Raw genomic sequence first — 15,277 nt, forward strand, 5'->3', positions numbered from 1 at the left:
CTGCACCGGGTTACCGCGGTGGCCGCAGCAGGTCGTCGAGCTGGATCTGCACCGCGGCGGCCACATCGGCCGCGCGCGCCGACGGCTCCGCCACCACGGCGGGCGCGATCGGCGAATCCTCCCATTCCGACATCCGGACGAGCAGGTCGTCGGCCGACGTTGCCGCGAGGCGGGCCCGCCAGGTCCGCCCGGCCGTGTATTCCCGGGGCATCCACTCGACGTGCACGGCGACGGCACGGTTGTCTTCGGCATCGAGGCCGAGGACGGCGACCACGGTGGCTGGGACGCCGTGGGCGGGTGACCAGCCGAGCAGGATCCACAGGCGCCGCCGCATCAGCCACCTCCGGCGCGGACGGTGAGTCGCGGGGTCGGCAGGAGGCCGGCCATGTAGCGGACCGAGCGCGCGAAGGCGTCCGGGACGCGGGCGTGCAGATCTTCGCGGCCGTGTTCGGTCATCACCGCGCCGTGCAGCGCGTACTGGGCAGGGTTCTGGCTGATCACCACCAGCCGCTCGCCGAACAACGCGACCGCGGTGGCGACCCGGTCCCGCCGCGACAGTCCATTCAGGACAATCGGGACGGTGGTGGGGAGATTTTCGGCCAGCCAGCACAGGCCCGGCAGGGCCCAGGAGTCCCAGTTGGGGTTCTCCCGCACCGTCTGCACGTTGACCGCCACCGCCGGCGGCGGGTTCTCGCCGATCCACTCGGCGTAGCGCTGCAGATCCTCCAGCCGGTACCAGTACAGGTTCGGGACCGTGGGAACGCCGGCGTCGGCGAGTTCGGCGGCCAGCAGCAGCGAGCGGCGCATGTTGAGCAGGTGCTCGGCGCGCGGCCAGTTGCCGTAGATGGAGAAGTTCGGCGCGAGCACCAGATCGAACCGCAGCGCGGCGATCCGCTCGATCAGCCCGTCCCGGTGGCGGGCGGTCCAGAAGCCTTCCACGAGCGGGTCCTCGCCGTAGCCGGACAACACCGTCATGGTCGTGTCGGGCACCCCGAGGATCCGCGCGGCGCTCGCCTCGGCCTGCCAGCGCGGGTAGATGGCGTGGGTCTGCGGGGAGAAGACGCGGCGGAGCCCGACCGCGTAGGCAGGCCAGTGCAGCGCGGTGTCCAGCTCGGTGACGCCGGAGCCGTCGACCTGCGGGATGAACGTCGGCAACCCCGCCGGCAGCGCGCCGGTGACGCTGATGTCGTCGAACTCGAGAGTATCTCCGACGTCGCGCATCCACGCGGCGACGTCGGTGCGGGAGCCGCAGCGGATCGGACACCCCGCGCACGGCGACCCGCTCGCCGTGGTCTCGGTCCGAGCGCAGCCGCAGTAGGCGCAGTCGGCGTTGCAGCCCGAGCACAGCTTGGCGATCGTGACCGCCGGGTCGGCGTCCGGACCGGAATACCAGGGGCAGCGCCGGCAGTCGCAGCGGGCTGCGGGCGCGGTCCGTGCGGGAAGACCGAGAAAGACCGTCATGCGCACTCCTTGTCGATGCCCGCGAGGCGCGGTTCGGCGATGAGTTGCTGGGTGAGCAGGTGCAGCGAGGCGCGGTCGTGTTCGCCGAGCCGGGCCCCGCCGGTGATCGCGGTGACGAGCTGGCGCAGTGCGTCCAGCGCGGCTTCGACGAGTTCCCGGTCGGCGACCAGCCGCACCTCAGGGCCGTCACCGAGCTCGCCTGCCGGGATATCGGCACCGGACGATGCGGCGTGCTGGCTACCGGAATGCTCGGTGAGGTCCAGTGGAATGCCGAAGTCCTCCTCGGGCCCGGCCCGCAGTTTGGCGGCGCGGGCGGCGTCTGCGCTGTCGTGGACGCGTTCGGCTTCGGCGAGTGCTTCCTCGGTGGTGATCTCGGTGTCGAGGGTGGCGGTGGTGAGGGCCGCGGGTAGCAGCCGGGTCTGGCCGGTGTCTTTGACCGCGGCCCAGATGTCGGCGGCGGCCTGGGCGCGGCCGCGGTGCAGCTCGACGTAGCGGATGCGGGTGTGTAGGGAGATTTTCGCCTCGTCCATCTCCTCGGAGATCTCGCGCGGCATCTCGGCGAAGGCGCGGGCCAGCTCCCGTGCCTTGCGCGGGCTCAGCTGCAGCCCCAGCCGGGACAGCACCTCCGACCATGGCGCGGCGCAGGACCGGTCGGTGCCGCGGATGCGTTCCATCGCCGCGAACCGGGCGATCGGGTCGTCGATCGCGTAGACCTCGGCCGGAACGGCGTGCCCACCGGCCAGGAGTTTCCCCAGCAGCACCGCGCACCGGTCGAGCACCAAAGCGGCCGCCAGCTCACCGGGCCGCAGGCTCTCCCGGGCGAGGTTCTCCACCAGCTGCCAGATCCGCCGCTCCTCGTCCGACAACGGCCCCGGACACACGACGGCGGGCAGCGCGGCGAAGTGCGGGTTATCCGGGAGATGGACCGCGCCCCAGCGGGTGGCGCGCAGGCGGCGTTCCCCGGCAGCCAGCCGCATCGACGGCGCTTTGCCGTCGCCGGTGGTGATCTCCTCTACGAGGACCGGCTGGAGCACGCCGACGGTGGAGATCGAGGAGATGAGATCCGCCAGCTCCGCCGGCGCGGTACCCTCCCCGGGCATCCGTCCCTGCACCTCGGTGAACACGGCGCCATCGCCGCGCAGCGGCAGCAGCGTGAAGCGGCGCTGCCGTAACCGCGGCGAGAGACCGAGCTGCTCCACCACTGCGGCCGGGGCCGTCGTGTCGGTGACGTCGGCGGCGGTCATGACGTGCCTGTCGGCGGCCAGCTGAACGGCGAGATCGGTGTGCTGTCGGTGCCCAGCAGCGGGACCGCGATCGGTGCCAGCGGGCCGTCGGCGCGGAGCCGGTCCAGGGTGGTCGCGAGCATGCGGACGCGATCGCTGGCCAGTGCCATCGCGGAGTCGGCCTGGGCGTGGGCTCGCAGGTCGATGAGCCGTTGCTCGAGGACGTGCTCGGCGGCGCCGGAGAGCACCACCAGCACCCGCGGGAACCGCGGGTAGCGTTCCTGCCACGCCGGACGTCCGGTCGCGCCCGGGTACTGGGGGACGTAGTCGTGGTAGCGGACGTAGTTGCGCAGCTTGGCGGCGAGCCGGGCCACGGGCATGGTCGCGCGGTCGAGTTCGATGAAGAAGGTGCGCTGCGAGCGCCGCCCAGTGGGTTCGACGAGGGTGTAGTGCAGGACGGCGTCGGCGACGAGCACGTCGCGGTTGGCGCCGCCGTGCACGCGTTGATCGCGGTAGCGGTGCGCGACCTCCGGCGTCCACGCCAAGGGCCCGCAGCCGTGGTCGTGGCGACGCGCGGTGTCCAGGAACGCGCGTCCGGTCTCGACCACGTCCAGCGCGTGCTGCCCGAACAGCTCGACCATGGACGGACCGGCGACGCGGAACGGGCGCGTGTCCACGATCCCGGAGGCTTCGACCAGCGCGGCCCCTTCTTTCGTCACATACCAGGTCAGGGGCGTGTGGTAGCGGTGGACGGCCTCGATCAGCCCGGCCCTACGCAAGGCGCGAAGCCGGTGCTGCACGGTACGCAGGGGCTTGGCCGAGGTGACAAGGTGCCGAATCTGGTCGGTGGCGATCATCCGATGCCAGTACACGAGGACGAGAGCGTCACGCTGGAAAGGGTCAAGAGAGGCCATCAGTCACTCCACAGTGGATTCGGAAGCGGATTCGGCAGATGCAAGGCCAGGCTTCGAATCCAGGACGACGGCGGCCCCGCTGGACCGGCTCGGCGGACGACCGCGGCGGGACGCCGGGGGCGGTGCGTCGCCACGCAGGACGTCAAGGATCCGTTCGTCGAGATCCTCGAGTTCGTCGAGGACCTCGCCGATGGGGCGACGGGCGAGATTCTGATCGAGGCAGGTGTCGACCTCGGCGTTCCACTCGGGATGGAAGTGCTCGGCGTACTCGTCGTCCACGTGCAGGCCACGGATCTTGAACGGGGTGGTGCGCTGCCCACCGAGGGTCACCGTGATGACGTGGTGGAACTGCTCCAGTTCGGTGATGGTGCCGGGCTGGACCAGCCCGCCGTACTCGCGGGCGACGGTGCGGGCGCCGTCGATCGCCGCGGCGCTGGTCATCAGCAGGGACTGGTTCTGCAGCAGCGCCCGGCGAGTCTCGGGCGAGAGCCGGTCGGGCATCTGGTTCATCGCGTGCAGCGCGACCCGGTACTTACGCAGCTGCTCCAGGATCGCCGCGAGGTAGCCGCGGGAAGCGCCGTCGACGGCGGCGAGCTCGTCGACGAACGCGTCGCACCTGCGCCGCTTCGCCACGGGGGTGTCGGCGCGGGAACGGCCGGCGCGGAACAGGTCGTAGATCATGAACGAGGTGATCAGCTTGTTCGTCTCACCCGTCCCCGTGGTGCAGACGAACACGATCTTGCCCGCATCCATCGCGCGGCGGACGTTGTAGGTCGTCACCGACGCCCCCAGGAACGCCGAGAGCGTCGGTGATGTGCGGAGGCGGTTGATGATGTTCGTGACGACGGTTGTCGCGTCCGGGGCCAGCTTCGGGAACGAGTCCGTCCAATAACGACGGACGCTCGGCTTCAAGTGCCGCAGGATGGCGTCGCGCCAGGTGTCGTCGTCCAGCAGCGTGGGGATCTGGAAGATCGTCGGCGCGCAATCGACGGGGAGTTTCATTGCGAGGTAGCACAGGGCTTCGCAGGCCTTGGTGAGGATCGACTTCGCGCGCGGCGCGGAGTCTCCCCAGCCGAGGGCGGTGGCGAAGGAGGTCACGACGGCGTCGACGCGGTCTTCGATGTCCTCTTCGGAGAAGCCCTGCATGCTCAGCGGGTTCCAGCCCGGCAGCCGCTTGTCCCGGCCGCGGACGTCGAGGTTGACCTCCCACAATCGCGGGCGCAGCGCCGGATCCGACAGGTACGGTTTGGCGCGTTTCCAGCCGTCGGCGTGTGGGTCGAGGAACCACACGCCTCCGCCGGCGCGGGCGATCTCGATCGCCTGTGCGAGCGCTTCCTCGGTCTTCCCGAACCCGGCCTTGCCGAACCGCGCGGAGAACAGCAGTTCCCGCAGCGGGATGCCGACGAGGCGTTCCTCGCCGTTGACGTCGGTGACGTAGCCGAGCCGGACCAGCCCGGTACCCGGCCGGTAGGTCGGCACCTCCCGAGGCGCCGGGAGGACCCAGCCGCGGCTACGGGCGATCGCCGGAGACTGGCAGCGCCCCGAGGGTGGTTTCAGCAGCGCGGCGATCTCGCTCGCGGTCACATACGAGCGGGCCTTCGCCAGTCCGGTGCGGAACCGGCGGTCGAACCGTCGGCGGATGATCGGGGTGTCGGCGCCGACGTGCCAGCCCAGGATCCGCGGCCCGCGGGCCCGCCAGTAGTTCTCGCCCCGGTAGACGTCGAACGCGCCGATCACACTGCGCAGGTGCGCCTGCGCGCGGCCGGGGATCTCCGACTGGCACCGGATCAGGACCTGCACGGCGAACACCGGCTCGTCGGTCGCGAACTTGTTCACCACCGTCTTCGCCGACGACGCGTCACCTCGTGCCGCTGGCCGCGGGGCTCCGCGACCGGCGCCGCGCGCGGTCGGCAGGAACTCCCCGAGGATCTCCCCGGCCGCCTCGGCGACACCGCCGCTGACGGTCCGGAGCACCCCGGAATCACCACCGGCGTGCTGAGCCGCCTTGCGGGCGAGGTGGCGGATCCTCGCCGGGGTCAGCGGGATCAGGTCCAGGCACACGTCCACCTTCTCGCCCAGATCCGGGCGCACGTCGCCGAGCGCGTTGGCCAGCGACTGCAGCGGATCGTCCGGGCGCACTGGCAACGCCTTCAACGCGAACCGCGGCGGACGCGCCAGCACCAACTCCGCCCGCGCCACATGCAACTCCGCGACGTCCCGAACGGGCTCGCCGGGTGCGGTCGCGCCGCCCGTGGCGGCCGCACCGCTCGGAGTCGAGGGAGAGTTCTCCGGCAGGCCCGGCTCGGGGCCGCCGCGCTGTGCCAGGAGATCACGGAGCCTGCTCACTGGGTCCCCTCCTCGGACTCGTACACGCTGTCGTCCCGATGGGGACGGAGGTTTCTCCCACCGCCATGACTGTCCACAGAGGAGAGATCACCCCGGTCCACAACGGTCACCTCTCCCTGAACCGGGGTGTGCCGGCGGATTTCGACGTCGGGGTACACCAGCTTGTTGATCACGCCGGTGATCGACTCGCGGCCCTCCGCACTCATGATCATCTTCCTGTAAAGATCATCTGTGCTAAAGCGAATCCGGACACCGACCGCCGAGGCCGGGACCCAGCCATGCACGGGACGCACCCGGCCGAGCTGGTGCGCGAAACCCAGGACGCCTTGCAGGGACGGGTCGAAGCTCGTCGTCGGGAGGAGGTCGTATCTGACTTTGGAGCGGAGGTGGCGGGAACGTAAGTGTCGGTGGAGGACAACAACCGCGATCCCGATCGCGACCACCGCCGTGGTTACCCAGCACAGCGCGGGACTCGCGAGCAGGTGGCCCATATCGAGCGCCTGCGGCGCGCTGTTTCCCAGCATGGCCTGACGGCCATGGTGCGGAAGAAAGTCGGCATTTCGCGCTACCTTGTCCCAAGTCACCTGAGCAGCGGAAACGACGACAGCAGCAGATTTTGCCGACGCCATACCGAACGCCTGCTCATTTGCCGGATCGAACGTGGCGTCGCCCGTCGTCGGACGCGAGGCATGCTGTGCCGCGCTGTCCCGCCATTCCGCGCAACGCGACACCGGACCGACGCCGCCGCGCGCGAGTTCATGGTTCATGTCTGTTCCTCACCAAGGCTGGGGCTTGAGCTGTTCACCCCAGACATGCACCGCGAACAGACGATTCGATGCAGTGTGGCCCATCGCCCTGCTCCCCACAGCAACGCGACCTACGCCGAGGGCGCGGGGCTGGCTGCTCGCCAAGGCTCCCGCTGCTACTGCCCGACGTGTTGCGGCCAGTGCCTCAGTCAGCTGCCAGATGGTCGGGGTTGACTCTGGCCATGATTCGAAATCTGCGGCGCGGGCGCCGCTATCTCACCGTCGGCGGGCAACCGGTCGGCAGTGGTGAGATCGAGCGCGCGAAGGACGTCCTCGGGCGCGGTGAGCAGGTGTGGCTGGTGGTCCAGCGTGAGCTGCTGAGCCGCAGTGAGCTGGTGCACCACGACCACGTCGTCGGACTTCACGATCAACAGGGCACCGATCCTGAGCACCGCGTCCGGGGTCGGCTGCAGCGCGGTCAAGACGGGGCCGAGGTTCTGCAGCATGGTCGCGGTGATGGACGCGTCCTGGCTCAACACCAGCCGAGCCTCCACCGCGTGCGCTGCGGAAGCCGCCGCCTCCCGCGCGGCCGGAGACGCTGCGGCCTTGGCTCGCAACCGCCGAAACCACGACCCGAGCACCGGGTCGTCCTGCTCCACGATCTCGGCGCCGGCGAAGCCGAGCAGGTTCTCGACGGCGTCCTGGACCTGTTCGTGGATCCGCTCGTCGGCCAGATAAATCGTCACCGGCAGCTCAACCATTTCGCCCGCGCCGCCACCGCCGGGCACCACCCAGACCCAGCCGACGAGGGACGTCTCCTTCCCGATGCCGGTGACCTGGTGGAAGGCGGCCGGGTCGACGACCCGGCTGTGCTGCACCACCTCGTCGAAGAACCGCTCGGAGGTGATCACGGCCAGCACGCTCGGCGAGCCGGCCAGTGCCGGCACCTCCTGATGCAGGGCATCGGCCAGCCGGAATGGCACGGTGGTCGAGGCCCCATAAGCGCCGTAGTCACCGTCGAAGGCGACCTCGCCGATGTGCAGGGCAAGCCACAGCCGGACGTGTTGCCTGAACGGGCGGATAGCGTTGTGCTGGCGTAGAGCGTCGGCAACAGCCTCCGGCACGACGTCAACGAACACTTCCGGCGACGTTCCGACGGGAGCCAGCACGAGCGCCCCATCACCCCGGTCCTCGAAGTAGCTGTCCTCCCACGACACTCCGGCTGCGGCCCAGCCCTGCTGCAGCGCGTCGTAGAGGCCTTCGCGTAGGGCGAGCCGGTCAGGACGGCTCTGAGCTGCGGCATGGAAGCCCTCGACATCGACCACGAGGATGGTACGAAGCTCCGCATCCGACTGCTGGGATCCCACCTCGGCCTCCCAACCGACACGAATCGATGGCCGCGATCACTTATCTGGCACCATATCCTTGTTGCACCATCAGTGACCTTCCTACGTCACACGAAACCAGTGATTCCTCTTCAGAGTAGTCGGACGGCACCGGCGTACTCGCCCATGTTGACGGTGTCGACGCGGATTACGGTGCCGGATTCGTAGGCGTTGATCATCTGGCCGTTGCCGAGGTAGATGCCGACGTGGTGGATGCCGCCGGGGCTATAGAACACGAGATCGGCGGGTTTGAGCGCGGCGAGCCCGGCTTCCTTCGGGATCCTTGTCCCAGTAGCGAATTGGGCGTCGGCGGTGCGGGGCAGGGTGATGCCGACTTGGGCGTAGGCGTAGAGGGCCAGGCCGCTGCAGTCGAAGCCGATCTTGTTGTAGTCGCCGTGCGCATCGGCGACCCCGCCGTCGCGGATGCCCTGACTACGGCCGTTGGCGGTGCTACCGCCCCAGGCGTACGGGACACCGCGTTGGGCCATGGCCGCGTCGATCACCGTCTTAGCCGCCCCGGCCGCGGGCGCGGTGCGGCGGTGCCGGTCGGGCTGCAGGACGACGGTGTCGTAGCCGTAGATGCTGGCGATGACCTTGTCGACGTATGACCAGCTGGCGTTGTACCGGTAGACCGCCGCGCGGAGCTGGCTCTCGTCGCCAAGGTTCCGGGGACCGTCACCGCAGAGGTAGACCGCGGCCCCCAGCGCGGCGTCGAACGCGTTCTGCGGATCGCGGACGCCATCGTGGTTGCCGTCCTGGGCGATGGTGGCCCAGGTGGTGGTGAGGAACTGGAACGGCCCGACTGCGCGGGCGAACTTGCCGTCCTGGCCGCGGATCGGGGCAGTGTTCCCGCCGACGCCGCTGCCGTCGAGCACCGGTCCGAGAATCGGCGGAGTGATGTTCCCGTTAGGCGTGATGGTGTGGCCAGCGGCGTGGCGGGATTCCTCCCGGGCGATGCCGGCCAGTACCGCCCAGCGCATCCCCGCGCACCCCGGCCGCACGGTCGGGACGTGCTGGGCGGCCTGGACGTAGGCGGCGAGCATGACGTCAGGGATACCCGGCACATGCTCCGGCGCAGCAGCAGCCGGTTCGTCGGCACCGCCGGCGAGCAGCATGACGACCATGCTCACCACGAGCACCCCGATGATCAGAGGCCCGAAGGCGACCAGCACGGCGACGCAGCCCCAGCGCAGGGGGTGTTCGCGCACCTTGTCCCGGACGAGCTCGGCGGCCCGCAGGGCCAGCAGGGGGTTCATCGGCCGGTACTGCCCAACCGCTCGCGCAGCCGTTGCACCATCGGGCTCGGCGGCGGGAGCATGCCCGGCGGCAACGGACGTCCCGGCCCGACCTTCACCCGGCCGCTGGGAGCGGAGCCGGACGCGACGTTCGCCGCGAGGTCGGTGCCCCCGGACGCCGGAGCCGTGCCCGTCACAGGCGGCGTCAACGCGGCGATCTGCTCGACGGGCTCCCGCTGCGCGCGCGGAACCGGCGCCGCGCTGTCCTCGCCCGAGCCACGCGACGCCAGGAGCGGGATAGCGGCTCCAGCAGCACGCACCGCGGGCGTGACTCCAGGGATCTTGCCGAGGTTGCCCGCGTAGGTCGCCGCGTACTGCTTCGCCGCTCCGGCCTTGACGCCGAGGAGTTCCTTGGCGGCGGTGCTCTTGTTGGTGAGCAGGGTGTGCGCTCGGCTGGCCAGGAGACGGGTGCGCCGACGGTGTAGGCCAGTGCCTTGCCCCCGACTTTGCCGCCGGTCTTCCCGGCCGCGGCGAGTTTGCGGCCGAGCTGCTGGGCCGGGGCGAGGGTGTCGGTGAACGCGGTGGTTCCGGCCTGGACGGTGCGGCCGAGCCGGTTCGGGCCGGGCTGGACGATCGGCGGCGGCAGCGCCTTCGGCGTGCTGCGCGGCCGGGCCGCGCGTTGCAGGCCGGTGTTGACGCGCGCGCGGACGTTGGCGAGGTTGGCGGCGAGACGTTTGCGGAACAGGAACCCGGAGAACACGACGAGGTCGATGACGGCGAACCGGACCAACTGCGGGCCGAGGTCGGCCAGCATCAGGGTGCGCAGCAGGATGGTCATGACCGCGATGAAGAACATCCCCATCAGCAGCTTCGCGACGGTGGCGGCGATCGAGCTGACCCGGTAGGTCAGCTGGTGCTGCATCGACGGCACGATCGCCGCGACCAGCGCGAGAGCCAGCAGCAGCCCTTCGAAGAGCAGGAAGTATGGGGCGAGGACCTGGATGGAGTTCAGAGCGATCGTCAGGATGGCGAACAGGACCATCGCCAGCGCGTACTCCCACGCCCCCAACGTCCGATCACCGTCGGCGGTCTCGTTGTACTTGCCGTACTCGCCCGGACAGCGGTCGAGTTCCCGGGCTTTGGTGCTGTCGTCCTTGCCAGACCAGGGGCCCTGATCGAGGACGTTCTTGACCGAGTACTGGCAGCCGCCGTCGACGCGGGTGTCGGCGGTGATCGGGGCGCCGTAGTTGAGGGTCTCCCACGGCGTGACGAGCAGGTTGTCGATCAACGACTGCCCGATCGGCGCCGCCGGATTCCCGGTACCACCTGGCTTCTTGCCCATCACGACGGCGGACACGTCTGCGCCGAGGTCGCGGGAGAGGCTGAGCACCCCGCCGTCCCCGACCAGGAAATCGACCGGGTGGGTGAGGACCGCGATGGCCAGGACGTTGACCGCGATCGTGGAGATCGTTTCCCGCCAGGCGCGGGTGGTGTAGCCGCGGGCGAACAACAGCCCGAGCCAGCACATCGCGACCAACAACGCGAGCTGCCGGAGTTTGAGGCCGCCGATGATCGAGGTCTGCCAGATCTCCTCCAGCTGCCGGGCCGGCGCCTTCACCCAGTCCACGACACCGGCGGACATGGCCCATTCGGTGAACCAGACCGAGAACCCCAGGGTGTACTTGCCGATCGCGAAGCCGGTGTTGGCCAGCCACAACCAGATCGTCGGCATCGGATTGTCCAGCAGCGACGGCAGGTTCGCGAACAGGTCGTAGTTGTGCAGATCCCGGCCATGGCCGTCGTCGATGGTGAACATGCCCCGCATGTGGCCGCCGTGCCCCGTCTCGCCTTGTAACGGCAACGGGAGTGGGGCGTCCGGGCCTGGGTGATCCAGTGTCGGTGGTGGCTGCGGTTTCTCCTCGCCCGGCACGATCAAGCAGAGCGGATACGGTGTACACCGCGGCGGCCCCGGTGGCGGTTTCGGCGGCGGGGTCATCGGCACCGGCGCAGGTTCGGACGGGTTTGGCGGCAGCGGCAACGTCTGCGCCGCCACCGGGCCGGCACTATCGAAGACCGCGAACACGAGCGCCAGCACAGCGAACGCTACGTACCGGAGAGCCCGTGCTGTCACGGCCATGTGAATCCCCTCGCGACGGTTGAGCGTGCTGTCAGTCCAGACATGCGCTCAGCGCCGAGGATTTGATGCAGCGCCACCCGCTGAGGACTGACCGTCGCCTGGGATTACTACGTTGCAGTCGTGGTCCAACCGGTACTATACGATCGACCGAGAGAACGTGTTCCAGCCGCGCCTTGCGGAGCGATCATGGAGAGGGCAGTCGAACGTCCGAGAATGCCGATGAGCGGACATTGGCGCAGCTTGTACTGCGGGTTCCGGGGTTTGTCGAGCACCGGTGGCTTGGCCCGAAACGGGACTTGGTTCACGAGGGCCTGATGCATCTCGTCCGGGCACCTCGCCGTCACTCTCGTTGATTCTCGACAAAGTTGACCAGCCAGGAAGGCGAGGCGTCGGTCAGCAGTTCTTCTGCGCGTCGGGCGAGGGAGCGGGCCTCGTCGGTGAAGCCTGCATCGGACAAGGCGACGATGTGGCGCACCACAACAGTCAGCTCGCCGTGGGGCACTGCGCTTGCTTCGTATGCTCTTGCCGCGACTTCGAACGCACGGGCGCCGAGCGCTGTCCTGCCTAGGCGGTAGGCGAGTTCTCCCACTGATGCCACCGCCGAGCCGATGGTTCTACCACTAGTGCGGCTATCGACTCGCTTTAGCGCGTGAATGAGGCAGTCTGCCGCGTACGGGGCGTGGTCAACACCGAGGCTCATAAGGTTATTCGCGATGCCGACGAGAGCGAGCGCGGCTCCTTCGGAATCTCCCAACGACTCGCACAGCTTGAAGTCGGTGAGGTGATGTTGGCACGCTTCGCCTTGGCGACCTTGCAGGTGTAGGACGAGCGCGAGGTCGTTTAGCGCGGCACCTTCGGCGATGGGAATGCCGCATGAGGCAAATGCCTCTGCTGCCGCGGTCAGCGAGGCTTCGGCGTCGTCGAGTTGGTGGTTCTCTTTCTGGGCCAGGCCTAGAGAGTGCAGGGACTGGGCGACTTCCGCAGCGTCGCCGTGGCGACGGGTGAGTTTTAGATCTTGTTCCAGGTAGGGAATCGCTTCAGCTGGGCGACCCATCTCCGTGAGAGTGAGGCCGATGTCGTGTGCGGTGGCCCTGGTGTTGTAGTGGTCGTGGTGTCCTTGAGAGTGCCAGCTGTGGAGAACTTCGAGGAAGAGGTCGAGGGCTTCGTCGTATCGGCCTTGCAGGCGCAAGCTGGATGCTATTGTTTGCTGTATCAACGTTTTCTGGAACGGTGGTGCGTTGTCGGGGACGGTGGGCATCATGCTCTTCGCGGCGTAGAAGCTGGCTGCGCGGCGGTCGTGGCGCGCGGTCGCGCTTTCCGCGATGAGCCTTGTGAACATTGACTCGGCCATAGCGACCTCTGCGGCGTCGAGAACCTCCTGCTTCCGTGCCTTCTCGGTGATGTCGAGTCCGAGTCGTGCGAAGTCGTCGAGCCGCCTCCAGTCGGACTGGGCGTGGGCGTAGAAGCAGAGATCTCGGCAGAGGTCGACGGCTGTGCCGTGTGCCCCGAGCTGATCCACTTCGTGCAACACGGCCACGACGTTGAGAAGGTTCGCGGCGAACCAGCGGCGGACCTCATCGGGGTCCGCATCGGTTGGCAGGAGGTCTTTGCCAGCGCGCAGCAGTGCGAACGATCGTTGGGCGTGGCTGACAAGGTGCCGGCGGAGGCGGAGACTCGCCGTCGGCGACTGGTAGTCATCCAGGCCCCGGTACATGACTTTTTTGCCGAAAAGACGGACCAAGTCGTGCAGCCGGAACCGGCCCTGCGCGTCCGACGGCTCGGCAAGGCAGCGTTCGACGAACCTGATCATGAACAGCTCGGCATCGTCCTCGTCGGCAGCGACGGCAACACCGGCAAGATCGCAGCCGAACGAAGGTCCTGGAATAAGGCAAATCTCACCGAATGCCGTCTGTTCCTCGGGCGTCAGCAGGTCGTAGGAGAGCTGGAGGCTGGCCTGTACCTCGACATCCCCAGCGCGCAGCCAGCCGAGCCTCCTTCGCTCGTCCTTGAGTTTGGCGGCGAGGCGCATAAGAGACCACGAGCTGGGCTCTCCCATCGCGCCACTCGCGACGACGGCCAGCGCGAGTGGCAGACAACCACAAAGGGCGGCGATCTCATCGAGCGCGTCAGGTTCTGCGGTTGACCGTTCGTCTGTGATGCGGCTGCGCAGCATCTGTACGGCTTCAGCGCTGGTCAGCACACCTAGCTGGATCCGATGGGCAGTGTTCAGACCCCTTAGTTGATTGCGGCTGGTGATGATCACTTTTGACCGTGACTCACCGAGCAGGAGCGGTCGCACTTGCTCCTCGTCCCTCGCGTTGTCGAGCACCAGCACGAACTTCGACCGGGAGGCCTCAGTGCGGTAGAGAGCTGCCAGTTCGCTAGTGGACCGCGCCCTGCTGATGTCAGGTACGCCCAGACTGCCCAGCACCTGGGAGAGCGCGTCAGCCGGTGCGACCGCGTCCAGATGAGTCCCACGCAAGTCGAGGTAGAGTCGGCCATCCGGATAGTCGCTGGCTGTGTCCCCGGCAGCGTGCACAGCGAGCGTGGACTTGCCGACGCCCGGCTGCCCACAGATCACGACCAATGATGCTGGCCCGGTGGCGATGGCGAGTTCGTCCTCGCGACCTACGAATGAGGGAACTCCCGTCGGCAGTTCCGCCGGAACGACGCGGTCCGTGGGTAGGTACCGCGCGATCTCGGTGGACAGCCATTGGTGCACCTCTGGCTGAGAAGAGAGCCAGAGGTGCAGGTCGCCGCAGTCGAGTACGCGAACGTCAGCCCAGACTCCTTCTGCCTGCTTCTCGGCCGCCCATTCGAGTTTCTTCTCCCAATGCCGCATCGTGACGAAGACGAATGTCGTAGTACGTGTGTCATCGAGTGCCTCAGTCCGCTTGCGGTACTCCCGGTTGGCTTTGATCCAGGGCTTGGCCTCGTTGCTCATCTCCCAGCGTGAACGCCCGTTGGGCACCATCGGGTGTGTACCGTGGAAGGTAATGGTGGCGTCTGTCCCGTGCCGCGAGACCCCGGACCTCACTGGAATGTCCAACTCGGTCATCTGGTCCAGCAGTGGGAGCAGCAGTTTTTGGATGGTTTCGGGCAAGGCTCGCCACGATGCGGGCATCGTCGCGAACTTCTTGAGATCGTCGACATCGGCCAGAGCAGTTTTCGGCACCACGGAAGTCACAATGCCAGAGGGGTCTGACAGCCTCAGTGACCGGGGGCTTGCCCCAAGGCCGCGTAGTTAGGGATGCCCGCCGCCGTCAAGTCCTCCGCGCCACGACGACGTCCTCGATCTATCCACGCACGGATGCCAAGGACATGCGAAGTGATGCGACGGGTTGCCCGGCTGGCGTCACCTGCGTCCATCGCACGTCGAGTAGCACCATGGGGGTCGTCGACCTCGCTCCTGGACAAGCCTTCTGGCCGGAACCTGTGCCGCTCGAAAGTCATCGTTGCACGTCACGAATCGTATCTGTACTCGTTGATGACTCAGCCGAAGACCGAGGTGCGTGGCAGTCGCCAAGCGTCGAGGTCATGCACCGCGGTGGCCTGACATGGGCCGGCGGTTCTCCGCCCGATTTACGGACTGTCAGGCTGAGCTTCAGGCCGCTGATCGAACGGCGTGCAGCGTCCGCTTTTGCCGCCTACCGGTCGTTCGGGAACGCGGTGGTTGCCAACAGAAACAGCGCGAAACCCCGTTCTAGTGTCCTGCGTCTGAAGTTCGTTGATTAATTGTAGGGTTGACGGATGGCGGGTAGGGGTCGGCCGGTGGCCGCTGTGGTGTTGACCGATGAGGAACGCGAGACGCTCCGGCGGTGGGCGCGGCG

The 15,277-nt window shown here is 68.1% G+C and carries 11 protein-coding genes; all 11 read right to left on the reverse strand.

Annotated elements, in window-relative coordinates; all coding sequences use genetic code 11:
* Nucleotides 1-10 precede the first annotated feature (10 nt).
* The 11 genes from ABD987_RS44165 to ABD987_RS44215 all read right to left on the reverse strand — a co-directional run bounded on the left by ABD987_RS44165 (nucleotide 11) and on the right by ABD987_RS44215 (nucleotide 14,625).
* Nucleotides 11-334 (reverse strand): hypothetical protein, encoded by a 324-nt coding sequence (locus tag ABD987_RS44165; RefSeq protein ID WP_345408975.1) that lies wholly within the window; start codon nucleotides 332-334, stop codon nucleotides 11-13.
* Nucleotides 334-1,461: a DUF4417 domain-containing protein gene (locus ABD987_RS44170; protein WP_345408977.1), complete on the reverse strand. Its 1,128-nt coding sequence runs from the start codon at nucleotides 1,459-1,461 to the stop codon at nucleotides 334-336. The genes ABD987_RS44165 and ABD987_RS44170 overlap by 1 nt, the downstream gene beginning before the upstream one ends.
* Nucleotides 1,458-2,705, reverse strand: a complete 1,248-nt coding sequence (locus ABD987_RS44175) for a ParB/RepB/Spo0J family partition protein (RefSeq protein WP_345408979.1) — start codon at nucleotides 2,703-2,705, stop codon at nucleotides 1,458-1,460. Before ABD987_RS44175 ends, ABD987_RS44170 begins: the two co-directional genes overlap by 4 nt.
* Nucleotides 2,702-3,598: a replication-relaxation family protein gene (locus ABD987_RS44180; protein ID WP_345408981.1), complete on the reverse strand. Its 897-nt coding sequence runs from the start codon at nucleotides 3,596-3,598 to the stop codon at nucleotides 2,702-2,704. The genes ABD987_RS44175 and ABD987_RS44180 overlap by 4 nt, the downstream gene beginning before the upstream one ends.
* 3 nt (nucleotides 3,599-3,601) lie before the next feature.
* Nucleotides 3,602-5,944 (reverse strand): type IV secretory system conjugative DNA transfer family protein, encoded by a 2,343-nt coding sequence (locus ABD987_RS44185; protein WP_345408983.1) that lies wholly within the window; start codon nucleotides 5,942-5,944, stop codon nucleotides 3,602-3,604.
* Nucleotides 5,941-6,711 carry a hypothetical protein gene (locus ABD987_RS44190; RefSeq protein WP_345408985.1) on the reverse strand — a complete coding sequence of 257 codons (771 nt, stop codon included), beginning with the start codon at nucleotides 6,709-6,711 and terminating at the stop codon, nucleotides 5,941-5,943. Before ABD987_RS44190 ends, ABD987_RS44185 begins: the two co-directional genes overlap by 4 nt.
* A gap of 188 nt (nucleotides 6,712-6,899) precedes the next feature.
* Nucleotides 6,900-8,057, reverse strand: coding sequence for a hypothetical protein (locus tag ABD987_RS44195; protein WP_345408987.1), 1,158 nt, complete (start codon nucleotides 8,055-8,057; stop codon nucleotides 6,900-6,902).
* 110 nt (nucleotides 8,058-8,167) lie between these two features.
* Nucleotides 8,168-9,331: a C40 family peptidase gene (locus tag ABD987_RS44200; RefSeq protein WP_345408989.1), complete on the reverse strand. Its 1,164-nt coding sequence runs from the start codon at nucleotides 9,329-9,331 to the stop codon at nucleotides 8,168-8,170.
* Entirely contained in the window at nucleotides 9,328-9,507 is a 180-nt protein-coding gene (locus tag ABD987_RS44205) for a hypothetical protein (RefSeq protein WP_345408991.1), read from the reverse strand. The genes ABD987_RS44200 and ABD987_RS44205 overlap by 4 nt, the downstream gene beginning before the upstream one ends.
* A gap of 8 nt (nucleotides 9,508-9,515) precedes the next feature.
* Complete coding sequence (locus ABD987_RS44210) at nucleotides 9,516-11,135, reverse strand: hypothetical protein (RefSeq protein WP_345408993.1); 1,620 nt, start codon at nucleotides 11,133-11,135, stop codon at nucleotides 9,516-9,518.
* A gap of 652 nt (nucleotides 11,136-11,787) precedes the next feature.
* On the reverse strand, nucleotides 11,788-14,625 hold the full coding sequence (locus tag ABD987_RS44215) for an ATP-binding protein (protein ID WP_345408995.1): 2,838 nt from the start codon (nucleotides 14,623-14,625) through the stop codon (nucleotides 11,788-11,790).
* Nucleotides 14,626-15,277: the final 652 nt, after the last annotated feature.

The organism is Amycolatopsis samaneae (assembly GCF_039541975.1).
GTDB classification, from domain to species: domain Bacteria; phylum Actinomycetota; class Actinomycetes; order Mycobacteriales; family Pseudonocardiaceae; genus Amycolatopsis; species Amycolatopsis samaneae.